The following is a 24,086-nucleotide window of genomic DNA, read 5'->3' on the forward strand; positions in this document are numbered from 1 at the left end:
TCAATAGCATTATTTCTTATGCCTTGGTTCGGAAGATACGGTTAATTTCTTTCTTCCTTTTGCCCTTCTTCGGGCAAGCACTTTTCTACCGTCCGCAGACGCCATTCTCTCTCTAAAACCGTGCTTGTTCCTTCTTTTTCTCTTTGAGGGTTGAAATGTTCTTTTCATTGTCTAATATCTTAAAACTTCTTTAAAAATACCTAATTCATCATGCACGAGATTCCTTCACAAAAGTGCGGCGCAAATATACGAAGAGTTTTTACTTTCACAAACCATTTAAAAAAAATATTTTTCCCTGTTATTTTCAACGTTATTTTCAACCGCTAAGCGGGCAACCGTTTGGTATTCCGCAGATCTGTGCCCTGACTATCCTTCACATATCTTTCAATACCATTGTCCGGTCATTTATTCCGTGGAAATTTGACATATACGGTATGTGCTCCGTGACTTTTTTTTAACTTTGCATTCTTGTTCGCCAAAGTGCATTCTTAAAAAAACATAACATGTTCAATAAAAATCTAAAATTAGTTATCGCGGCGCTTGTCATCGGCTATGCAGTTTATCAGTTTATCGAAGGCAATATAGGTAACGGTATAAGCCTCATATTACTTTCACTGGTGTTTATTTTCCTTTATTTCAGAAATGAAATGATACTTCTGGCCTTTCTTCGCATGCGCAAACAGGATTTTGAAGGGACTGCCAAATGGCTGAATAAGATCAAAAACCCGGAAACAGCCCTTATCCGCAAGCAACAAGGATATTACAATTACCTTCATGGTATCATGACTTCTCAAACCAATCTGACCACAGCCGAAAAATACTTCAAAAAAGCCCTGAAACTGGGACTTTCCATGAATTATGATGTTGCTATGACCAAACTGAGCCTTGCGGGAATCGCCATGCAAAAACGACGAAAGCGAGAAGCCACCATCCTCCTTAACGAAGCCAAAAAACTGGACAAACAGAACATGCTTGCCGATCAGATAAAAATGATGCAGCAGCAAATGAAAAAGATTTAAGTTTGAAGTTCGAAGCCCGAAGTTAGAAGTATTTTCATCTTCGTGCTCCGAACTCTTTTCTAACTTTGTACATTATAGTATCCTTTTTCAGGAATTTCTATAAAATATTTCTTCCTGGATTTATTATTGAGCTTGGTTTCCCTGAGCCATGGATTGTGTATTTTAAGTATTTTATAGTTGATCCCCTGTTTTTTTGCAAAATCCGCCAGATCTTCTATTTCATAATCCACTTCCATTTTTCGTGTAGGGATATATGTATACATGTGCCTGGGCTCTATATTAAATCCGTATTTCTGCGGATTGGACAGTATTTCTTTAATAGCCAGTATCCGAAAGAGATACCTCCCGGTTTCTTCGCCCAGTAAAATATCGTAATAATCACTTTCTTTCTGTCTCTCCAGTTGCCTGGACACCCCTGTTCTTCCGGCATTGTATGCCGCTGCGGCCAATGTCCAGCTTCCGAATAAATCTTTTGCCTTCTTCAGATAATCACAGGCTACTTCGGTAGATTTCTCCAGGTTATAACGTTCGTCCACATTCTGGTTTACCTCCAGTCCGTGTTCCTTGCCAGTAGCGCTCATAATCTGCCAGAACCCCGTAGCCCTTGCTGGAGAGACTACATTCTGCAGCCCACTCTCAATGACGGCAAGATATTTGAAATCGTCGGGGATGCCGTGTTTTGCCAATATGGGCTCTATGACAGGAAAATATTTATGCGCCCTTTTTATAAGCAACAGCCCGTTGGACTGCCAATATGTATTCACCAATATTTCCCGGTCCATACGTTCCTGTATATCCGGGTCGTTCAATGGTACCTGCTCTCCTGCAAAGCTCATATTATCCAAAAAATCGATAGCATATACGTTATAATCACGTACAGCTTTGTCAACGACCTCCGGGTCATTTCCCGCTTCTATGGCGTCTTTCCCTTCTCCCTGCACCGAACTCAGAAAAAAACCTGCCAGTGCAATAATTCCTATGGCCATAAGACCTTTTTTCAACCATTCCATAACTCTCATATTGATCTCTGTTTCTCTTTAACATTAACGCTGATTTTCCCGTAATCATATAAGAAAACCGCGAACATATCATGCAAACGCTTTGTAAAGGTAAAAAAAATCCCTGTTACGGGATCCGAACAAATGGCTATTTTCAATTCTCAATAAGCGAAGAAAGGTGTTCATTAAACCATTTATAACGGTTTATAATCATAATATGCGTACCCTTATCGATACGGATACAGTCTTTAATCCTGGTAATAGGAAATACAGGATCTTTATCTCCGTGAATGTGGATTATCCCCGGAAGTATCTCATCCCTTTCCCAACGGACAATGGCATCAATGGCCCAATCGATATATTTTTTATTCCGGACAGACAAATATTTTTCGTATAACTGTATTCTTTTGGTAACCGCTTCACCAAAAGCATATTTAGCCAATAGTTCCACATTGTTGACCAAACCGGTAGGAAGCAGCCTATGAACCCTGGTATGTTTTGCAAATAACATCCTGACCGGCAATTCTTCCCTGCACTTTACACTCGATACGATAATTATTTTTCTCGGACGTACATATGCCGCCATCTCCTGTACCAGCATACCACCGAATGACACGCCTACAAGCACCGGTGCTTCGTGTTTTATATTGGCACTCATTCTTACCGCATAATCTTTTAATGATTCGTTTTCCAAGGGTAGTATCCATTCCAGGTAATGTGTTTCAAAACGATCTTCCGGTAATCGGATGTTCTCAAATATAAGCGGGCTAGCCGCCATGCCGGGCATAAAATAAACAGGTATTTTGGGCGTATCCATCAATTTGTTATATGATTGTATAATAGACTCTTAGTATTTTTTCATATCTTTGTACGCGCTAATCACAAATGCTATGGTTTTCTTCCGTTTTTTCAGAACGGTTTCGGGAAACGATAATCCAGCGTAAAATCTGAATTTTTTCGTAGTTCTCTACAAATTTAGGTTTTACGGAAGAAAAAGAAACATTTCTCCTACAATTCTTGCACAGGGAAAATTTAAGATGAAAAAAAACAAAGGTGTATATCACATGCACAACGAAACCCAGATTGTCCGGCATACGGTTCTATGTCGCTTCTGGATTCCGCTTACACTATAATTCCAGTAAATAAAACTAAAAACGATGAGTGAAGTAGCTGTTAAAGACAATGATTTTTTGCGTCAGTTCGAAACCCGTGTAAACGGCAAACTGGCCAAAATAGAGTACTCCTCCCAGGACAAAAAGATCTTCCTGACCAAACTGGTTCTTCCCGAGAACTTCGATGAGCACCAGAAAGACGACTTTATCGAGTCTGTGCTGCAAATTGTAGAAGAACGCAATATGCGGGTAGTTCCCACAAGCCCGGAAATAGCGGGATTCTTGCGAAAACACAAAGAATATAAGGACCTGCTTCCGGTGGGTATTCGCATCTGAGGTAAAACTCAAGCCCTGTCGCCCATTCAGAGGATAGTGGTCACATTACTGATGTCCCCGGATCGCGGGAATGCCCGGTCATGGCCGGAATAGTTCTATCGTGTAATCCAGTAATTCAGCCCCTCCTGCATCGCCATGTCCCGGAACAACAATTTTTAAATCCGGATATTCCGTCTTTATTTTACGGATCGTTTCCGGCCATGCGGTGACATTAGCATCTTCCAGGTTGCCTTTATTCGCCCCGGAAGTTTTGACGAGACAACCTCCAAACAACACGCCATCACCCGGGAGATAGCCTGTTATATTGTCTTTTGTATGTCCTTCTCCCGGATATTCCATGATTATTTCCTGATTTCCCGCCCGGAACGTTTTGGAGCGGTTAAAACCTTTTTGAGGAACCGGGGAAGCATTTGATGCTGCCAATGCAATAGTTGCATTACCCGCATAAGAAGGTATACCCCTCCCGTGAAATGCGTTCAGCCCGCCCAGGCAATCTTTATGAAAATGCGTAGGAATAATTGCTTTGATCTTACAATGCAGGGAATCTTCCACCCAACGGATGAGTTCTTCCGAAACGCTGTCGTCTCCCGGAGTATCGAGAACTATAGCCTCTTTCCCGTCAAAAAACACAGCCCCGTTGCAGAAAACCCTGCCAAAACCTTCCACATCCATATAAGACGTATGAACATATGCATGATCGGATATCCTGCGGACCTCCAGACTACCTGAACTGTAATTTTTATCGGCGATCACGGATTTTCCGGTACCGCACCCCAACAATATCAAACTAAAAAAGGAAAGCAAGCTATATCTCATCATAGTTACCGGGAAGATGTATTTTTAACAGCTACAATTCAGGAAGCATAGACTTCTTCGTTGACAAAATCAAAACGGACCAGTCCGTCTTCATCTATATCTTTAAGCACGATCGTATGCAGGGTATTTACCAGTTCCGGGTTCCAGGGAGCCTTGACCTTAACGTAGTTCTCGGTAAATCCGTGTATATACCCCGCCTTGTTTTCTCCTTCGAAAAGTACGGTCCGTTTAGTTGCCAGTTGACTTTCATAAAACGCACGGCGTTTTTTCACAGATAATCCCCGGAGCATTTTACTTCTTTTGGCCCTTACTTTTTTGGGCACCACACCGTCCATTTCCGCCGCCAGGGTATTATCCCTTTCGGAATAGGTAAATACATGGAGATAGGATATATCAAGTTCGTTTAAAAAATGATAGGTTTCCAGGAAATGTTCGTCCGTTTCCCCGGGAAATCCTACGATAACGTCTACTCCTATACACGCATGCGGCATTACTTCTTTTATTTTCCGTACCCGGTCCACATAAAGTTCACGAAGATACCTGCGTCTCATTTTTTTCAGAATATCATTGCTTCCGGATTGCAGGGGAATATGAAAGTGCGGAACAAAAGACCTGCTGTCCGCTACAAATTCTATGGTTTCGTTCTTTAACAAGTTCGGTTCTATGGAAGAAATACGAAGACGCTCTATTCCTTCCACTCCGTCCAAAGCCCGTACCAGGTCCAGAAAGGTATGTTCATGCTTCTTGTTCCCAAACTCTCCTTTACCGTAATCCCCAATATTCACCCCGGTAAGAACGATCTCCCGGATATTTTTCCGGGATATTTCCCTGGCATTATACAATACATTTTCCAGTGTATCGCTTCGGGATATTCCCCGTGCCAGCGGAATGGTACAATACGTACATTTATAATCGCAACCGTCCTGTACTTTCAGAAAAGCACGGGTCCGGTCCCCTATAGAATAACTTCCTACATAAAAATCGGCATCTTCTATCTCACAGGAATGCACCTCTCCGAAGTCATTTTTGGACAGGTCGCTTATATAATCGGTGATCTTGAATTTTTCCGTAGCTCCCAGTACCAGGTCTACACCATCTACCGCAGCCAGTTCTTCCGGTTTCAACTGGGCATAACAGCCTACGGCGGCGACAAAAGCATTTTCGTTATTTTTCAGGGCTTTCTTCACTACCTGTTTAAACTGCCGATCAGCATTTTCCGTTACCGAACAAGTGTTGATGACATAAATATCCGCCGTTTCATCAAAATCAACACGATCAAACCCTTCATCCTGGAAACCCCGGGCAATGGTCGATGTTTCCGAAAAATTCAGTTTGCATCCCAATGTATAAAAAGCCACCTTTTTTCTTTGATCCATGTACCTGCCTGATTATAAATTCAACGCTTCCCCGAAAACACTAGAAATGAATAGCTTGTGCTTATATCGGGAGTGCAAAGTTACTTAAAGTATTTAGAACCAAGTTAAAAAAATTCTGTAGATTCGTGGACTGCGTTTAAAACTATTTACTCATGTCACAAAAAATTACTCTACTATTCCTTTTCATTTGCATCTCCTGCTTCGTTAATGCACAGACAAGTAGTCTCAGCGTTGAAAAGATCATGCAGGACCCCCGGTGGATGGGTACTTTCCCTTCAGACGTACGATGGGACGAGCACGGTGAAGTACTCTATTTTAAATACAACCGGGATAACGACCCTTCGGACTCTCTTTACCGCATAAAGATAAAGTCACCCGAAACCATAGAAAAAGTCCATGCCAAAGAAGCTATGGCCCTGATCCCCGAAAACGGAAGCTACAATGAAGCCCGGACAAAAAAATTATTCACTAAAGACAAAAGTCTCTTTATCTACGACTTAAAAAAGAGACAACAAACCGAACTTTTACAAATGGAGAGCCCCGTAGTATCTCCGGAATTTCTGGCTGACGAAAACAAAGTAGCCTTCCAGGCAGGTAACAACCTTTTCACGTACTCCCGGGCAACCGGACAGACAAGACAGGTAACCAACATTAAAGAAGGGGAAGCAGACAACAAAAAAGAAAAAGAAGTTTCCCCTAAAGAAAAATGGCTTCGGGAAGATAACCTGGAATTGCTTCGGGTGGTGCGCGAAAGAGAAGAAAAGAAGGAAGAAACCAAAGCATATAAGGAAATGATCCCGGAAAAAAAAACTTATACATTCTATTCCGGTGACAAACAAGTATTCAACCTGAAACTATCCCCCGATGAAAAATTTGCCGTTTTCAGCCTACGTACCCGTGGGGATTCACAAAAAACCATTGTTCCCAATTACATTGATGCCTCCGGGTATACCACTGATCTGAATACCCGTACTAAGGTAGGTGAAGAGAGCACAAAGGTAGAGTTGGCCGTATATAACCTTCAAAAGGACACCGTGTATATGGTAAAAACGGAAAACTTGCCAGGCATGAAGGACTTGCCTGACTATACAAAGGATTACCCGGATAAAAACTGGGAACCTGCCGAAAGAGAAGTTGTGGTCTCCGGGGCTTCTTTTTCTCCGGATGGCAGGCATATTGTTGTAAATGTACGTTCCAAAGACAATAAAGACCGCTGGATAGCATTGCTGAACCCCAAAGACGGCAGCCTGAAAAGCCTGGATCGTCAACGGGACGAAGCCTGGATCGCCGGGCCCGGTATCGGATGGAGCATGGGAGGCGGCATCCTGGACTGGTTGCCCGATAACAAACACATTTATTTCCAGTCCGAAGAAACCGGGTATTCCCACCTGTACCTGCTGGATGTAACTACCGGAAAGAAAAAAGTGCTGACTTCGGGTAAATTCGAAGTATTTAACCCGCTTGTATCCAGAGACGGCAAAAGCTGGTACCTCACGACTTCCGAAGTACATCCCGGCGAACGCCATTTCTACAAAATGCCGGTCTATGGAGGAAAAATGGAAAAACTGACTTCCATGACAGGAAACAACGAAGTATTCCTGTCTCCGGATGAAAAACACCTGGCTATCAGGTACTCCTACAGTAATAAACCCTGGGAACTTTATCTCAAGAAAAATACTGCCAGCCCAAAGGAAACACAACTCACCTCCGGGCAATCGGAAGATTTTACAGCCTATTCCTGGCGCGATCCGAAACTCATACATTTCACTGCTGCCGATGGTACGCAAGTCCCTGCCCGTTTATATCTTCCGGAACAGGGCGTAAAAAACAACGCAGCGGTAATATTTGTACATGGGGCGGGATACCTTCAGAATGCACATAAATGGTGGTCATCCTATTTCCGGGAATACATGTTCCACAACCTGCTCACAGATCTGGGCTACACCGTGCTAGACATCGATTACCGGGGTAGCGCAGGATACGGACGGGATTGGCGTACCGCTATTTACCGGCATATGGGAGGCAAAGACCTCTCAGACCAGGTAGACGGAGCCAGATTCCTTATCGCCGAGCACGGGATCGACCAGAAAAAAATAGGTGTTTACGGAGGTAGCTACGGTGGTTTCATCACCCTGATGGCCATGTTCAAGGAAGGAGACACCTTCACCTCCGGGGCGGCTCTCCGATCTGTTACGGACTGGGCGCATTACAACCACGGGTACACATCCAATATACTTAACGAGCCTTTTAACGACCCGGAAGCATACCGGAAATCCTCTCCTATTTACTTTGCAGAAGGACTGAAAGGCAATCTGCTCATAGCTCATGGCATGGTAGACGTCAATGTGCATTTCCAGGATGTGGTACGACTCTCGCAACGCCTTATAGAACTCGGAAAAGACAACTGGGAAATGGCAGTTTATCCTGCTGAAGACCACGGATTCGTAGAACCCAGCAGCTGGACGGACGAATACAAGCGAATCCTAAAGCTATTTAACACTACCCTACTGAAGAACTAAGTTTCGACAGACGTGATAAAAACAAAACCGGGAGCATGTAAACTCCCGGTTTTGTTTTATACTGATAAATATCCTTGTCAAAAGCTTTTAATCCTTACGCCATTTACTTGTGGCTTCAAAAACGTATTCCAGAATTTTGGCATCGTCTTCCGTAAACGTCACGTTACGTCTTACCGAAGCTTTTTGCGCAGAAGCTATGGCCTTGGACAAATTATATACGGTAAAGCCGCTCGCTCCTCCCCAGGAAAAATCCGGAATAAAATTACGCGGCAGGCCGCTACCGTAAATATTGGTGTTCACCCCTACGACCGTTCCCGTATTAAACATGGTATTGATACCGCATTTGCTATGGTCTCCCATCATAAGCCCGCAAAACTGCAACCCCGTTCTCTTAAACGTCTCTTCCTCATAGCTCCACAGTTTTATCTCATCATAATTATTTTTCATATTGGAATTATTGCTGTCCGCCCCTATATTGCACCATTCTCCCAAAACCGAATTTCCCAGAAAACCTTCGTGCCCTTTATTGGAGTACGAGAAAAGGACAGAATTATTGATCTCCCCTCCTACTTTACAATAAGGTCCAACAGTCGTCGCCCCGTATATTTTTGCTCCCATTTTAACTATTCCTCCTTCGCAAAGGGCAAAACCTCCGCGAATATGGCACCCTTCCATAATCAGGCTATTCTTTCCTATATACACAGGCCCATCCGATGCATTAAGCGTAGAAAAATACATTTCTGCGCCTTCTTCTATAAAAATATTTTCCGGGGCTATGACCTGCACTCCATCCGGAACGGGCATACTCACTCTGCCTTTGGTAAGAAGTTCAAAGTCGGCCAGAAGAGCTTCCCTGTTCTTTGAAAATATATCCCAGGTATCTTTTATGCGTATCGGATTTCCCGAATATTCCTTTTCCCGAAAAGCGGAAAGATCTGTTTCTTCAAAACCTTCTGCACTGTAGTAGGCTATTACACTCCCTCCTCCCGACACCATTTCACCGGGTTTTAATTGTTTTACCATATCTACTAATCCGGGCTCAGGCAAAAAAGAGGCATCGATAAGAATATTCTCCTCTTCACGTACCAAAGGAAATTTAACGGAAAGATAATCCTGTGTCAGCGTCGAAACTGTTTCGTTCAGTAGTTTTTCCCATTTTTCCTTTATAGTCAGTATCCCTACCCGCATATCTGCTACCGGCCTTGTAAATGTAAAGGGCAGGAGCGCATTGCGGGCAGGACCGTCAAAAAGAATGTAGTTCATAGTGCGTGAGTTTTCTGTAAAAATAAAAAAACCCCTGATTTCTCAGAGGTTTCTATATTTTAAAGTCCGCAAAAATTATTTCTTGAATTTTGCGTATTTGTTCTTAAACTTATCAATACGTCCTGCAGTATCCACCAATTTGGATTTACCGGTGTAATAAGGGTGTGATGTTCTGGATATTTCCAGTTTCACCAATGGGTATTCCACACCTTCTACTTCTAAAGTTTCTTTAGTATTTGCGGTGGATTTGGTGAGAAAAACATCATCATTTGACATGTCTTTGAACGCCACCAATCTATAATTTTCCGGATGTATACCTTTTTTCATCGCCGTTATATTTATTTCTTTCTCCTAAAATTCGAGGTGCAAATTTAATTATATTTACAGAATATACAATACCATTTCAAAAAAAATATACCCTTATAAAAATATTGTATGCAAATATGTAACAAAATCCGGGGTCACGGCCACTAATTAAGTACTTTTAACCAAAATATTCAATCATGGAAGAAACGCTACAACCAAAAACAGGAAAATTTGCCTTAAACTATGGTCTTCTCGTAGGAGGGCTTATGGTTCTTTTTGCCGTAATGTTATATATCATGGATATGCATTATCAACAAAACTGGACTGTAACTATTGTAAATTACCTCATTTTAATTATAGGTACAATAGTAGCAATTTCAAAATTCAAAAAGCTTAACGGAAATATCCTTTCTCTAACACACGCCTTGAAAATAGGTTTGGGAATAGCACTAATAGCAGCTATTATATCTGTTATTTACGCTCTTTTGCTCACCTATGTCATAGACCCTGATCTTCTGGATAAATCTTTCGAGCTTGCAAGTCAGAAACTTCGGGAAACCGGGAAGCTTACGGAAGAGCAGATAGAACAACAAATGGAAATGGGCAGAAAGTTTGCATGGGTAGGTTATCCTTTTATACTGATCCTTAACCTTTTTATAGGTTTTATCGTATCGCTTATTACCGGGGCTGTAATGAGTAATGCCAACAGAAAACAATAAGCCAGGCATCCAAACCATATTATAGATACCGGAGAAAAGTCCCGGTGAAACAATTTTGCTTAAATTTGGGAAGTATTTTAATATTTGCCCATGAATATATCTGTAGTAATACCACTACTGAACGAACAGGAGTCTTTACGGGAATTACACGATTGGATTGCACGGGTAATGCAATCCAATCGCTTTTCTTATGAGATACTTTTTATTGATGACGGCAGTACGGACGGCTCCTGGGAAACCATAAAGGCCCTTGCAGCAGAGGACGAAGCGGTAAAAGGCATACGCTTTTTCCGCAATTACGGTAAGTCCCAGGCACTCCACGCCGGATTTCGTATGACCCGTGGCGAGGTGGTGATAACTATGGATGCCGACCTGCAGGATAACCCGGAGGAGATCCCCGGGCTTTATCACCTTATTACCGAACAGAAATACGATCTTATATCGGGATGGAAAAAGAAACGGTACGACGATATCCTTACCAAAAACATTCCCTCCAAACTGTTCAACTGGGCGGCGAGAAAGACTTCCGGACTGCAACTTCACGATTTTAACTGCGGGCTGAAAGCCTACAGAAAAGAAGTCATAAAGAACATCGAGGTGTACGGGGAAATGCACCGTTACATTCCCGTTCTGGCCAAAAATGCCGGATTTACCCGGATCGAAGAAAAAATAGTACAGCACCAGTCCCGTAAATACGGAAAGACCAAATTTGGTATGGAACGTTTTATTCATGGCTTTCTCGACTTAATTACCATCTGGTTTCTCTCCCGCTTCGGTAAACGTCCCATGCACCTTTTCGGAGCGCTGGGCGTAGTGATGTTTCTCATCGGTTTTTTATCTGCCGGTTACATCGGGATAGATAAGCTGTACAAACTCTACCACCACCAGTCCGCTATACTGGTAACGCAAAATCCGTGGTTTTTTATAGCTTTGACAACAATGATCATCGGTTCGCAATTATTTCTGGCCGGATTTCTCGGCGAAATCATACTTCGGACAAAAACAAATAACGACAGATATAAGATATCGGATATTCTGAACGTTGATGTTCGGAAAGAAGAACAGAAAGAAGAAGGACGGGACAATATGAAAAACAGTGTCCCCGGGTAAAAAAGAACTGAAAATACGGTTATTTGAGGTAATCCAAGTAATGAACTTACAATAAATCGAAAAAATGCAAGTAAACGAAAAAATTCTCAAAAAAGTAAACGAATGGCTTAGCCCGGCATTTGACGAGGCAACTAAAGAAAAAATACGGGAATTAATGGAGAACTCCCCGAAAGAACTCACGGAGAGTTTTTATAAAGATCTGGAATTCGGTACCGGTGGTATGCGTGGTATTATGGGAATAGGAAGTAACCGGATCAATAAATATACCCTTGGAAAAAATACGCAAGGGCTAAGTAATTACATTAAAAAAACCTATCAGGATGAAGAATTAAAAGTAGCCATTGCCTACGATTGTCGCCATAACAGTGATACCCTGGCCAAAATAGTGGCAGAGGTATTCTCCGCCAATGGCATCAAGGTATACTTGTTTTCAGCCCTGCGCCCTACTCCGGAGCTTTCTTTCGCCGTAAAACACCTTGGCTGCCATTGTGGTATTGTGCTTACCGCATCGCATAATCCGCCGGAGTACAACGGTTATAAAGTGTACTGGACAGACGGCGGACAAATAGTACCCCCGCAGGATACGGAAATCATTGCCGAAATTAACAGCCTTTCTTTTGAGGACATCCGGTTTTCACCTAAGAACGAGCTCATTACCTATATAGATAAAGAGGTCGACGAAGCGTTTATTACCGCTTCGGTAAAAAACGGCAGTTTTAACGCCAAAGGAAAAGACGATTTTAAAATAGTATTTACTTCCCTGCACGGAACATCTATTACCATCATGCCCGAAGTCCTTAAAAGGGCCGGTTATAAAAATGTTCATATAGTGGAAGAACAAGCTACTCCGGATGGCGATTTCCCCACGGTAAAATCTCCTAACCCGGAAGAGCCCGAAGCCCTGACTATAGCTATGAAAAAAGCCGACGAAATCGGCGCTGATATGGTTATAGGTACCGATCCGGACAGTGACCGCCTGGGCATTGCCGTGAGGGATGACAAAGGGAAACTTATACTGCTCAACGGTAACCAGACCATGGTCTTAATGACAGGGTTTTTATTGGAACAATGGAAAAAAGACGGGAAGATTACCGGCAAAGAATTCATTGGTTCTACTATAGTCTCCACTCCCATGATGAGCCAACTGGCTGAAGCCTACGGTGTGGAATGTAAAACCGGGCTCACCGGGTTCAAATGGATCGCCAAAATGATAAAGGACCATCCGCAACAACCCTTTATAGGTGGTGGTGAAGAAAGTTTCGGGTTTATGGTGGGCGATTTTGTTCGGGACAAAGATGCCATTACAGCCTCTCTCCTGGCGTGTGAAATGGCTGCAGAAGCCAAAGCCGAAGGCAGTTCCCTCTACGAAAAATTACTACAGATGTATGTAGATTTCAGGTTTTATAAAGAGCATCTCATTTCCCTGGTAAAAAAGGGTATGCAAGGTTCCGAAGAGATAAAACAAATTATGACAGACCTGAGGAACAAACCCTTACAACAGATCAATGGTTCCCGGGTTACCATGGTAGAAGACTACCAGAGTTCCGTGGCGCGAAATATGATAACGGGAGAGGAGAAAACTATAGACATTCCCAAATCCAATGTGCTTATTTATTACACCGAAGATGGCAGTAAGATCGCTGCAAGACCCAGCGGAACCGAACCTAAAATAAAATTCTATGTAAGTGTCAATACCGACCTGGACTCTACAGACCGGTTTGGAGCAACTGAAAAAGCGTTGCGCCAGAAGATAGACAATATTATACTGGACCTCGGCATAGAGGTTTAATCTCAGGCCGCTTATTTTGACCTTTCCCGGTGGTTTACCTCCGGGAAAACATGTTTAAAAACAACATATTTGAATGGATTATTTTAAAAAGATTTTTCGCTTTGCCCGGCCTTACCGAAACTACGCAGTGCTCAATGTTATCTGTAACATTCTGTATGCATTGTTCGCCACACTTTCTATGGTATCCCTGATACCCATGATAACCGTATTGTTCGGCGAAGCAGAAAATATCACCACTCCCCCTGTTTATGAGGATCTCGGGCATTTGAAATCGTTCCTGGAAAATTACCTCAATTATTACATTACCACTACGGGGAACCAACGAGGAGCCGAATATACACTTGGGGTAATGGTCGCCATTATTATCTCCTTGTTTTTATTAAAAAACCTTTTCAATTACCTGGCCATGTTCTTTATCACTTTTCTAAGAAACGGCGTATTAAAGGATCTTAGGAATGCCATGTATAAAAAGATAGTGGAACTGCCCATAGCGTATTTTTCAGAAAAGAGAAAAGGTGACGTTATAGCACGTATATCTTCGGACGTACTGGAAATACAGCATTCTTTTCTTTCTATTCTCGAACTGATCGTAAGGGAACCTCTTACGATTATTTTCACCATTATAACCATGTTTGCATTGAGCCCCAAACTCACCCTCTTTGTCTTCATTTTTGTCCCCATATCCGGGTTTATTATATCCGTAATCGGTAAAAGGCTGAAAAAACAGTCAGACCAGGCACAACTGGAGCAGGGATATTTTTTATCGATTATAGAAGAGACACTGGGAGGCCTGAAAGTTATCAAGGGGTTTAATTCCGAAAATTACTTTTACAGACGTTTTCGGGATTCTACAAAACGGTTCTATCAGTTATCCAATTCAATACTCAATCGCCAAAATCTGGCTTCTCCTACAAGCGAATTCCTGGGGATAATCGTTATTGCCATCTTATTGTGGTATGGCGGCCATATGGTATTAGTAGAAAAAAGTCTGAACGGTCCCACGTTTATTGCTTATATAGGTCTGGCATACAATATACTCACCCCGGCAAAAGCGATTTCCAAAGCCTCTTACGGGGTAAAAAAGGGAAATGCCGCCGCAGAACGGGTCCTTGCTGTCCTCGAAGAGAAAAACCCGATCGCAGATGCACCGGGTGCCGTAGTCAAAAATAATTTTGATAAAGAGATCCGGATAGACCATATTAACTTTCAATACGAAGAAGAAAAGGTACTTAAAGACTTTTCCCTGCATATTCCAAAGGGAAAAACCGTGGCCCTGGTGGGGCAGTCCGGAAGCGGAAAAAGTACGATAGCCAATCTGCTTACACGTTTTTATGATGTACAGGAAGGAAGCATTTCCATAGACGGTACCGATATCCGCGAAATGGAACTCCATTCGCTCAGAGGGTTAATGGGGTTGGTAACCCAGGATTCCATCTTGTTCAATGATACCGTAAAAGCCAATGTTTCTCTCGGGAAAGAGAACGCTACGGACGAAGAAATCATAGAAGCCCTCAAAGTGGCCAATGCCTATGAGTTTGTCTCGCTTCTGCCCCAGGGCATACACACCAATATCGGGGATAGCGGAAACAAACTTTCCGGAGGGCAAAAACAAAGGCTCAGTATTGCCAGGGCCGTATTGAAGAACCCGCCTATAATGATACTGGATGAAGCTACCTCCGCACTGGATACGGAAAGTGAAAAACTTGTACAAAAAGCCCTGGAGAACATGATGAAAAACAGGACTTCGGTAGTTATTGCACACCGGCTTTCCACCATACAGAGCGCTGACCTCATTGTAGTAATGCAAAGAGGGGAAATAGCTGAACAAGGCACACACAGTGAATTGATTGCCAGAAATGGTACCTATAAGAAACTTGTGGACATGCAGTCTTTTGAATAAACCATTTACGGTACAAAAAAGCACAAAAAAACATCCGCCCTTTCGGACGGATGTTACTTCCACAGTAAGACTTGGGCTTTTTTTACCCTATATAAAGCAAAAAAAGAATTGGTTGGTCAAAAAGCTGCCCCGAAGATAATTATATTTTTTCATATTTATTTATAAATAACATAAAAAACAATCATTAAACATAACTTTCATTTGTTTTTTTGTTAATTTAATATTTTTAAACTTTTCAATACATATATGGTCTAATCCATAATGATAATGGTATCAGATTCGACATTAGTACGCCAGTTAAAAGACAATGATACGCGTGAGCAGGCTTTTCGGGAATTGGTTTCCCTGTATAAAGAGAGACTGTACTGGCATATCCGAAGGACGGTAATTGACCATGATGATACAGACGATATCCTTCAGAATACCTTTATAAAAATATATCGGAATATCGATAAATTCAAAGAAGAAAGCAGTCTGTTCTCCTGGATGTACCGTATTGCCATAAACGAATCGATAACATTCCTGAACGCTAAAGCAAAAAGAAAAGGTATTGACAATGCGGAATTACAGGAATCCCTGGTGGCAAACCTGAAGGCAGATACTTATTTCAGTGGTGACGAAATACAACTAAAACTGCAACAGGCCATAGCTCAATTGCCGGAAAAACAGAAACTGGTATTCAATATGAAGTATTTTGAAAGAGTCACTTATGAGGAAATGTCCGGAATACTGGGTACTTCCGTAGGTGCCCTTAAAGCTTCATACCACTATGCCGTAAAAAAAATAGAACAGTTTTTAACAGAAGATTAAACCTTCTATCTCTAAAACAGTCAAATAGTTATGAACCCTAATAAAAAAAATAATAAAAGTGGATTCCGAATTCCGGAGGGCTATTTTGACAACCTGGAAGAACGGATCATGCGATCGGTTTCCGCAAACCGGAACATTCCGGAGCAGGATGGTTTTGAGGTTCCGTCCGGTTATATGGAGCGGCTGGAAGACCGTATTTTTAATGCCATCGGAGAAAGAGAAGAAAGACATGAAAGTGCTGTTCCCGACAAAAAAGTCCCTGTTTTTACATTACGCAGGATTGTTTATTCCGTATCGGCCGTGGCAGCCGTTGTTTTGATACTGCTGACCGTGTTTCCGAATATTCTCTCTTCCCGGTCCGGAAATATGCATTCCATGGCCAGTATAAAGCCCGAAGAGGTGGAATTCTATATTGAAAACCACATGCTGCCCGTATATACCGAAGATATCACGGACGTATTTGATACTACGGACCTCAACGCTATAAGTTTTTCCTCCATCAAAGAGGAGGACCTTATCAATTACCTGGAAGAAAATATGATCAATTATTCCGAAATAAATTTTAATCAATGATCCTTCAACAATTCTATACCTATAAAAACCCGAAATCGATGAGAATACCAAAAATCCTGTTTTTAGCTCTTTTCATGGTGCTTTTCTCTGTAACGGGACACGCACAGGAAAAGAGCAAAAAAGAACGTATAAAAGCCTTGAAAGTGGCCTATATCACGGAAAAACTTTCGCTCACTACTGAGGAAGCCCAAAAATTATGGCCGATCTACAATAAGTATTATGACAATGTTTCCAAACTGTGGCACCAGGAGTATAAAAACATCAAACAACCCATAAGAAACGGGGATATTGACGATATGTCCGAAACGGAAACCAATCGCTTATTGGTGGAACTGGAAGATATTGAAAATAAAATCTGCAAAGAAAACATGCAGCTTACCCGAAACCTCAAAGGGGTTTTACCCGCTAAGAAAATTCTGCTCCTGAAGAGGGCGGAAAGGGATTTCAGCAGGGAACTGTTACATAAACTAAAACGACAAGAAGAGAAAAAAGAGGAGTAAGCCCCGCATAAATATCAGAAAATATGCCCTTTCAGAATTCAGATGAAATCCGGAAGGGCATTTGCTTTTTCATTAAGCTATTATTAAATACCGTTTCGGCATATTCCCTTTCAGACATTTCATCCTAAGCTACATGAAGTACTCTCAAAGCGACATGCAACAAGCGTGAAACAAAATCAAAGGGCGGTTTATAGATCTTCAACCGCCCTTTGGGTATTCTTACTCCTTACCGAAACTATACGTGGTAAAATGCCATATAAATTCATACTTCTTGTCTTTATATATTCCGGGAACCTGTTCTTTATAGGATGTTTCCACTACATATGTATCCTTCCATGGCATGGAGAATGAAACTTTACCATCCTCATCTGTCTGCAAGGTTTTTGACCATCCTTCCGGAAGGAAGACCTTCAATTCGTTTTCCGCCAAAGGCTTTCCGTCATAAATAACCTGAAGGACAATCTCTTCTCCTTCCTTTTCGGGTACGATTTCCAGTTTTGACAGGGAAGATATTCCGGTTGCACTTTTATCTTCTCCACCCACATGAACCGTAGCAACCGAAGCGTATTCGGTTTTAAAAATGCCCAGGTCGTATTGGGTATAATCCACAACCTCCAGGTTGTTATTGGTGAGGACCACACGATAAACGCCGGAGGTTTCGGGTGTAAAGGATGCACTGTAGTGATCGGCGGCGGCTTTTTTATCCAGTGTCGTTTTATTCCCGTCCGGGTCAACCAGGTGCAGGGTAAAATCCTCCGCAAAGGTGAAATGCCCGTCGGTCTTCTCCCGCTCTCCGTAACTGTACTCTCCGAAGAACACCTTTATTTCATGTGGCTTGTTCAGTTTTCCCGACGCTTTGGTCTCCATCCACAAAAAGTGGGCATTTGCCTGTTGCAGTGCCAGAACGGCTACTAACGCTAAAACTATTTTCTTCATCTTTTTACTTTTTGATTACATTATTTATATATAAAGCCCATTTAGAAACGATACCCTAATGTCAGGCGGAAGTTCCTTCCGGGTTCGTTTTGTTGCGAATAATAAAAACGGGTATCTTCCCCCGTGCCTGCCTGGTAAGAAGACCCGGAGAACAGGTATTCGTTGAGCAGATTGTTAATATTCAACGCTACGGAAAATTTGTCATTTGCCCAGCTCAGGGCTCCGTCCAGCCTAAAATAGTCCGGTAAAGTCTGGGCACCGGTCACACCCCATACGGAGTCCCAGGAAGCCCGTTTTGCCATGTACAGGTATCCCCCGGACACACTAAATCCCTGAAGTTTAGTATCCTGAAACGTATATTTCAACCAACCGTTTGTCATATGTCTGGCATGGCCGCTTACCCGGTTGCCAACCAAGTTTTCATTGGTATCCTTGCTTATTCTTACATCTGTATAGGCATAATTAAAGATTAGGTTCAGTCCAGGCATTATTTCCCCCTGGAGGTCAAATTCTCCTCCCATGGATTTCACTTCTCCTAATTGTACGGAACTGTTTATAGGATCTTCAGGATCAGCAGTAAGCATATTCTCTTTGGTTATTCTGAAATACGAAAATGATGTATTCCATTTTCCGTCAAACCATTTCTTTTTAATTCCTCCTTCTATATTATTACCTTCTATCGGATCAAAGGCTTTACCCCTCCTATCCGTTCCGGCCTGGGGCAGAAAAGCCTGGTCGAACAAGCCGTATACGGAAGTATTGTCGTCTATAGAAAAGCTCAGGCCTACACGTGGGGTAAATTTACCGTCCGAAGTACTTTCATTATACATACTTTCCTGCAGGTCGGTATAGCGGCCTGCCAGTGTAAGACGGAGACGATCCTCCAGAAAACCGACTTCGTCCTGAACGTAATAGGCTGTATATTGCTGTTGCCCGAGCGTTCCGGCTGTTCCGGCACGTTTACGGATGCTGGTTTCATGGTCCAGTTCGGGAATTACGGCCTGGGAGTTATCCGGATCATAAATATTGAAAGGCTGGTTGACATCGATAAGATGCGACTCCGCCCAATCATACCATACATCTTTGGAACCCACGTCTATACCGGCAAGTATACGGTGCGAAACAACGCCTGTCTGTACTTCTCCGTTCACGAAAACCTGTCCGAGTTTGTGCTCTTCCAATCCGTCAAAAATATACAGCCTTCGGTATACATCCCCGTTTTCCTCCACTGCATCCGGCCAGATATCCGAACTGACCTGGGTGCCGTTCAGGTATCCGAGCTGGGCAGTCAATTTCCAGTTTTCATCCAGTTTGTGTTCAAAAGTCACAAAAGCGGAATGTTCCTTGTTCACGGAAGGATCTATCCCGGGATGTGTCAGGCTGAAATCCCTTGGCAGGTCCTTATAGCCTTTCGGTGAAAAAATATAGGGTGACCCCAGGTCGGGCACCTTGGAATGATAGTAGGTATACTGTGCCGTAAGACTTGTGTTTTCATTAAAATGATATTTCAGGGACGGGGCCAGGATGTATTTATCGTGAAAGCCATATTGCTGGTTGGTTTTCTGGGTATGTCCCACCCCGTTGAAACGGTATAGCAGTTTTCCCGCCTTGTCCACTTTCCCCCCTATATCCACCGTGGCCCTTTGCAGTCCGTAACTACCGGTAGAAAGTGTTACTTCCCTCCTGGCATTTTCGGTCGGGGCCTTGGTCACTACATTATACAACCCGGCCGGTTCTCCTGCGGAAAGCATAAACCCTGCAGGGCCTTTTATGATCTCTATGCGCTCTACCGTGGCCATGTCTTCGGCAACAGGTCCCCATTGTGTGGTAAAATTCATTCCGTTGCGGAAAGCAGGGATGCGAAAACCGCGCATATTAACACGGGCATAGTTTCCCCAGTGTTCCAGAAGCATCACCCCGCTGACGTTTCGTCCCACTCCTTCGCGCATCCCGAAGATCTGCTGGTCCCGGAGAATATCATCGGTGATTACTTGTATGTTCTGGGGTATTTTCAGGAGTTCCTGGTTCAGACGAAGACTGGAAGAGACGTTCTCCGCCTTGTATTTTTCCTTTCGGTGCCCGGAAAGTACAACTTCACTGAGCTGACTCACCTCCGGTTCAAGTTCAAAATTAACCAGGTTACTCCCCGGTTCTAGTGCTATATACTGTTGTGCAGTCTTGTATCCTACCACGGAAACCTTAATGGTATAGGACGCGGAACGTAAATTTTTTATCTCGTAATATCCGTCCGCATTCGAAGAAACCCCGCGGCCGGAATTTTCCAGAACAACATTCGCGCCTTCTACAAGATTACCTTCCGTATCTGTAATATAACCATGCAATAAAACCCGGTTTTGCTGCGCGGTAGCCCAAAGCGAAATTGCGGTAAAACAGAAAACAAGTATAAATCTGATTTTCATTTCAATTTATTTTTATTTAGATTGAATTAATGAAATGCAAATCTATTTAAGGAAATGTTAACAACAAAATTCTTTCTGCTATTTTTCCTGTTTTAGTTACATTTAAAACTAAAAATATTACTGACAGGATTTTATGAGTTCCGGTCGCACTCCCCTTTTATTCCGCAGGGGCAAGATTTTCCGTGTGTATGGTCTGCTTCGGACCTTTGGCCATGACTGGCGAAACCTTTTGTCTTTTTAGTTTCAGAGCAACAATCAGTGCGGTAGCAGAAAGCAATATCCAGAACACGTCTATAAAGAAGATCCCGTAGTACCCTGCCCGGAGTGTAACCCATATCCAGTTACCGGATACCACTCCATTCACCACCGGGACCAGGAAACCGATCAGCGCTCCGCTTATAAGCGTATACTTATTTGTAAAGTAATTGTCCCGTTTCAGGGTGAACAATACGGACAGAAGTAACCAGCTATAAAAGAATATCTGGTAAATACGGGTCATCCGCGACGCATCGAATTCAGTTACAAACACTTTTACGCCTACAAATGTAATAGCTGTTGCCGGGAACATGCTAAGACACACCGCCAGGTATATCCTTACCAACCAGGAGTTAAAACGTCTTTTTTTCTTTGAAACACTCTTTTTATTCCTGGCTACGAGCCATATCATTACCCCGGAAATAATGACAAAACAAGAAACCAGCCCGAGAATAAAGTAAATAACGCGCAATCCCATACCACCGTAATCCCCGAAATGCAGTTTTGCCAGTATGTTGGTGGCTCCATCCAGGTAAGAAGTATTGTTGAAAGGGTCTTTTTCTTCTATAATCTCACCTGTAGAAGCCTTGAGTACCATTTTCCCCTTACCGGCAAAGCTCCGGCGATCCAGAGGAAATCCTTCCACGGCAACGTGCATATTCGCATCCCCGTAATTGAAAACCGTTACGGACCGGATATCAAAATCTTTCCACTGGTTACGCGCTTTATTTACCAGTTCATTAATACGTACCGGTCCCTGCTGCTTTTCCATGAGCATGGAATACCCGCCACCTACACCAAAATCTTCATACATTTTGGCCGCATCATTGTCATAGAACAGTGCCACCACCGGGGGTGCCATTAACGTTGTGCTGATTATCAGGTAGGTACCGGTAAGTGCAAATATAAACTGGTAAGGCAGCCCTATAATCCCCAATGTCGTATGCGCATCGGTCCAGACCGTCTTCCATTTTGTTCCCGGCCGGAAAATATAAAAGTTAGACACGATTTTATTCCAATGTACCAGGACACCTGTTATTACGGCAAACAGAAAGAAAAAAGCCACAAGACCGGCTAAGAGATAACCGGACGTTCCGAAAAAGTTAAGCTGGGCGAAGAAGTGCAGACGGTAGAGAAATTCACCGATAGAATACGAACTCGAATAACTATAATTCTTAAAATTCTCTTTGTCCATATAAAAGAAAGCTCCCACTGCCGCCTCTTTTGGCGCCAGGCTGTCTTTGGACGGTGTCAGACTTACAGCTACCCTTCTTTCCTGGTAATACTGGTTAAAGGTAATATCCCGCCCATAGGCTGCTTCCCTGCTGTTTATCGTATCGAGCAACAGGTCGAAATTGACTTCGGTCAACCCTCTTTCCTGTACAGGCTCATTTCGCTCCCAGCTTATGATCTCATCGCGAAAAAAAGAAAAAGACCCTGCGAAGAATATGACATAAAGCGCTGCGCTGATAATAATCCCGCTTATGGTATGTGTGTTAAAAAGAACGTTGTAAATTCTATTGTTCATCAGGTCCTTAATTGTAATTACGGCTTTAATAGCTATTCTTATCTCCGGCTTTTCCTAGCCCGCAAGACCATATGCCTTTCCCAGGTAAATACCCACGGAAAAAAGGAATGTCAGCAACAGGTAAACTCCCCATATTTTCCAGCCGTTTTTCACCAGAAAAGCAAGCAGGAACAAAACACACCAAAGTAAAAAACCGGCATATCGCAGCGTCATCAGAACGTTGACATGGTTTACCCAATAGGCAAGGGCAACGTGAAGAGATATGGTAACCATATATCCGCCGAGAAATCCCGCACTAATCTTTGCTAAACGTTGACTAACGGAGGTTGTCAAATATTTTTTGTTGGCAGGCATAATCCTAGAGGAATTCAAAAGTTATCGAAAGAACCAATATCAGGATAAGTGCCTGATAACGCATAAAACGTAACGGAGTTACAATTACAATAAGGCTCCCCAGGGTCATTAATATCACAAAAAAAGCAAAAATGCCTGCCCCGATCCCGTAATGGAATACGGAAAGTACCAGGGCAATAAACAGCAGGGACAATCCTACCGCTTTACTTTCTCTCCCGTGAACCTGCATCCACTTCTCTATTTTAAGAGAACGACTTAACATTGCTCTCTTTGAAGTATTGTAGAGTGCATAAAAACCTAAAAAAGTAATAGCAACAACCAGGCTAGTCATATATGTATACAGTTTATTTTGACTAAATCTAAACAGTGACAAATATAATAACGGAAATTAGACAATCCAATTTTATTTAGATTAATTTCAAATCACACAGTGCTTTAACTTTCCGGGGACGGTTCAGGCAGTCCACTTCCTGCCTTACTGACAAATAAACAGACCGAGTGCAAAGGTTATGGAGTCTTTTAGTTGGGAGTTTAAAAGTTTTTAGTTTTTAGTCAACAACTCCGGGGCTTCGATCCCAGGCTTAAATATACTTCCGTTACAACGGGAGCACTCAGCCTTCGCAGAACAGCCACTCACAATACTATCCGATAACCGGGTAACGTAATAACTTCCGGACTCCGAACTCATCAACTCTCCCACCCTGCCATTAAAAATCTGAATCCTTACAAAACAGATCAATCCCGGTTTTTCTTCCGCCCGCAACTTCTGGTTTTTGATCCGGATAAATTCCGTTCCTTTACTTTATGATTTTTTTCGAAAAAAAATTACCTGAAGTGTAACAATTGATATTCCTCTTCATCCTTATATTGAAAACAATTACTTTTTGAGCCAACCGGATATACATATAGAGCAACTGCTTGTGCAGTGCAAAGATGGTAACTCCAAAGCACAGATGGAGGTTTATAACCGCTATTACAAGGCTATGTACAACACCGCCTTTCGTATTGTAAAGGACGAGTTCGAGGCCGAAGACATCATGCAGGAATCCTTCTTAAAAGCATTTACCAAGCTGGACACTTTCCGCGGAGAAGTGGCTTTTGGAGCCTGGTTAAAACGGATCGTTGTAAACAACAGCATCTATAGTTTCCGGAAACAACAACAAAACAGGGAAATTTCGATCGATGAAACATTGCATAAGGTCGAAGATAACGATGGCATTGCGCCGGATCATGAGTTTACAAACGTTCAGGCTCAAAAAGTTTTGGAAACCATGAAAACATTGAAGGACAATTACAGAGTTTCTTTGACCTTACATTTAATAGAAGGTTATGACTATGATGAAATAAGCGAGATATTGCAGATCAGCTATGCCAATTGCCGGACAACCATAAGCCGGGCCAAGGAGAGTCTGCGGAAAAAACTGATGGCCACAAGGGTTAACTGATA

23 protein-coding genes are annotated in these 24,086 nt (G+C 42.6%); 11 read left to right on the forward strand and 12 right to left on the reverse strand.

Annotated elements, in window-relative coordinates; genetic code table 11:
- Positions 1–9: 9 nt before the first annotated feature.
- On the reverse strand, positions 10–168 hold the full coding sequence (gene rpmH / locus ACVBDY_RS18150; protein WP_072316091.1) for a 50S ribosomal protein L34: 159 nt from the start codon (positions 166–168) through the stop codon (positions 10–12).
- 335 nt (positions 169–503) lie between these two features.
- On the opposite strand from rpmH, the gene ACVBDY_RS18155 reads away from it, so the two are divergent.
- Complete coding sequence (locus tag ACVBDY_RS18155) at positions 504–1,019, forward strand: DUF2892 domain-containing protein (protein ID WP_447176877.1); 516 nt, start codon at positions 504–506, stop codon at positions 1,017–1,019.
- A 59-nt stretch (positions 1,020–1,078) separates the two neighbouring features.
- Here ACVBDY_RS18155 and ACVBDY_RS18160 read toward each other — a convergent pair whose 3' ends face one another.
- Positions 1,079–2,029, reverse strand: coding sequence for a lytic transglycosylase domain-containing protein (locus ACVBDY_RS18160; protein ID WP_447176925.1), 951 nt, complete (start codon positions 2,027–2,029; stop codon positions 1,079–1,081).
- A 142-nt stretch (positions 2,030–2,171) separates the two neighbouring features.
- On the reverse strand, positions 2,172–2,834 hold the full coding sequence (locus ACVBDY_RS18165; RefSeq protein WP_447176878.1) for an alpha/beta hydrolase: 663 nt from the start codon (positions 2,832–2,834) through the stop codon (positions 2,172–2,174).
- 340 nt (positions 2,835–3,174) lie between these two features.
- Here ACVBDY_RS18165 and ACVBDY_RS18170 point away from each other — a divergent pair, with 340 nt between their 5' ends.
- Positions 3,175–3,465, forward strand: coding sequence for a GNAT family N-acetyltransferase (locus tag ACVBDY_RS18170; RefSeq protein ID WP_447176879.1), 291 nt, complete (start codon positions 3,175–3,177; stop codon positions 3,463–3,465).
- 78 nt (positions 3,466–3,543) lie between these two features.
- Here ACVBDY_RS18170 and bla read toward each other — a convergent pair whose 3' ends face one another.
- Both bla and mtaB read right to left on the reverse strand, forming a co-directional pair.
- Positions 3,544–4,284, reverse strand: coding sequence for a subclass B1 metallo-beta-lactamase (gene bla / locus ACVBDY_RS18175; RefSeq protein WP_447176880.1), 741 nt, complete (start codon positions 4,282–4,284; stop codon positions 3,544–3,546).
- A 35-nt stretch (positions 4,285–4,319) separates the two neighbouring features.
- Entirely contained in the window at positions 4,320–5,657 is a 1,338-nt protein-coding gene (gene mtaB, locus ACVBDY_RS18180) for a tRNA (N(6)-L-threonylcarbamoyladenosine(37)-C(2))-methylthiotransferase MtaB (protein WP_447176881.1), read from the reverse strand.
- Between the two features lie 152 nt (positions 5,658–5,809).
- On the opposite strand from mtaB, the gene ACVBDY_RS18185 reads away from it, so the two are divergent.
- Complete coding sequence (locus ACVBDY_RS18185; RefSeq protein WP_447176882.1) at positions 5,810–8,176, forward strand: S9 family peptidase; 2,367 nt, start codon at positions 5,810–5,812, stop codon at positions 8,174–8,176.
- A gap of 87 nt (positions 8,177–8,263) precedes the next feature.
- Here ACVBDY_RS18185 and ACVBDY_RS18190 read toward each other — a convergent pair whose 3' ends face one another.
- Together ACVBDY_RS18190 and ACVBDY_RS18195 are read right to left on the reverse strand one after the other, a co-directional pair.
- Complete coding sequence (locus ACVBDY_RS18190; protein WP_447176883.1) at positions 8,264–9,439, reverse strand: GlmU family protein; 1,176 nt, start codon at positions 9,437–9,439, stop codon at positions 8,264–8,266.
- Between the two features lie 75 nt (positions 9,440–9,514).
- Positions 9,515–9,766 (reverse strand): type B 50S ribosomal protein L31, encoded by a 252-nt coding sequence (locus ACVBDY_RS18195; RefSeq protein ID WP_447176884.1) that lies wholly within the window; start codon positions 9,764–9,766, stop codon positions 9,515–9,517.
- Positions 9,767–9,942: 176 nt separating this feature from the next.
- Between ACVBDY_RS18195 and ACVBDY_RS18200 the strand changes: the two genes are divergently transcribed.
- The 7 genes from ACVBDY_RS18200 (at position 9,943) to ACVBDY_RS18230 (ending at position 17,146) form a co-directional block, all read left to right on the forward strand.
- Positions 9,943–10,464: a DUF4199 domain-containing protein gene (locus ACVBDY_RS18200; protein ID WP_447176885.1), complete on the forward strand. Its 522-nt coding sequence runs from the start codon at positions 9,943–9,945 to the stop codon at positions 10,462–10,464.
- 90 nt (positions 10,465–10,554) lie between these two features.
- Positions 10,555–11,574 carry a glycosyltransferase family 2 protein gene (locus ACVBDY_RS18205; RefSeq protein WP_447176886.1) on the forward strand — a complete coding sequence of 340 codons (1,020 nt, stop codon included), beginning with the start codon at positions 10,555–10,557 and terminating at the stop codon, positions 11,572–11,574.
- Between the two features lie 64 nt (positions 11,575–11,638).
- Positions 11,639–13,363: a phospho-sugar mutase gene (locus tag ACVBDY_RS18210; RefSeq protein ID WP_447176887.1), complete on the forward strand. Its 1,725-nt coding sequence runs from the start codon at positions 11,639–11,641 to the stop codon at positions 13,361–13,363.
- A 73-nt stretch (positions 13,364–13,436) separates the two neighbouring features.
- Positions 13,437–15,263 carry an ABC transporter ATP-binding protein gene (locus ACVBDY_RS18215; RefSeq protein WP_447176888.1) on the forward strand — a complete coding sequence of 609 codons (1,827 nt, stop codon included), beginning with the start codon at positions 13,437–13,439 and terminating at the stop codon, positions 15,261–15,263.
- A gap of 267 nt (positions 15,264–15,530) precedes the next feature.
- On the forward strand, positions 15,531–16,073 hold the full coding sequence (locus tag ACVBDY_RS18220; protein ID WP_447176889.1) for an RNA polymerase sigma factor: 543 nt from the start codon (positions 15,531–15,533) through the stop codon (positions 16,071–16,073).
- A 30-nt stretch (positions 16,074–16,103) separates the two neighbouring features.
- Positions 16,104–16,646, forward strand: coding sequence for a hypothetical protein (locus ACVBDY_RS18225; RefSeq protein WP_447176890.1), 543 nt, complete (start codon positions 16,104–16,106; stop codon positions 16,644–16,646).
- Positions 16,647–16,684: 38 nt separating this feature from the next.
- Positions 16,685–17,146, forward strand: a complete 462-nt coding sequence (locus ACVBDY_RS18230; protein WP_447176891.1) for a hypothetical protein — start codon at positions 16,685–16,687, stop codon at positions 17,144–17,146.
- Positions 17,147–17,365: 219 nt separating this feature from the next.
- Here ACVBDY_RS18230 and ACVBDY_RS18235 read toward each other — a convergent pair whose 3' ends face one another.
- From ACVBDY_RS18235 to ACVBDY_RS18255, 5 genes are all read right to left on the reverse strand, one after another.
- On the reverse strand, positions 17,366–18,082 hold the full coding sequence (locus tag ACVBDY_RS18235; RefSeq protein ID WP_447176892.1) for a DUF4198 domain-containing protein: 717 nt from the start codon (positions 18,080–18,082) through the stop codon (positions 17,366–17,368).
- Between the two features lie 41 nt (positions 18,083–18,123).
- A complete protein-coding gene (locus ACVBDY_RS18240; RefSeq protein WP_447176893.1) occupies positions 18,124–20,502 on the reverse strand; it encodes a TonB-dependent siderophore receptor in 2,379 nt (792 codons plus the stop codon).
- A gap of 157 nt (positions 20,503–20,659) precedes the next feature.
- Positions 20,660–22,285, reverse strand: coding sequence for a PepSY-associated TM helix domain-containing protein (locus ACVBDY_RS18245; RefSeq protein ID WP_447176894.1), 1,626 nt, complete (start codon positions 22,283–22,285; stop codon positions 20,660–20,662).
- Between the two features lie 54 nt (positions 22,286–22,339).
- Entirely contained in the window at positions 22,340–22,618 is a 279-nt protein-coding gene (locus ACVBDY_RS18250) for a hypothetical protein (RefSeq protein ID WP_447176895.1), read from the reverse strand.
- 25 nt (positions 22,619–22,643) lie between these two features.
- Positions 22,644–22,970 carry a hypothetical protein gene (locus tag ACVBDY_RS18255; RefSeq protein ID WP_447176896.1) on the reverse strand — a complete coding sequence of 109 codons (327 nt, stop codon included), beginning with the start codon at positions 22,968–22,970 and terminating at the stop codon, positions 22,644–22,646.
- A 553-nt stretch (positions 22,971–23,523) separates the two neighbouring features.
- On the opposite strand from ACVBDY_RS18255, the gene ACVBDY_RS18260 reads away from it, so the two are divergent.
- A complete protein-coding gene (locus tag ACVBDY_RS18260; protein WP_447176897.1) occupies positions 23,524–24,084 on the forward strand; it encodes an RNA polymerase sigma factor in 561 nt (186 codons plus the stop codon).
- Positions 24,085–24,086 lie beyond the last annotated feature (2 nt).

It is taken from the genome of Sinomicrobium halophytocola, from assembly GCF_052983395.1.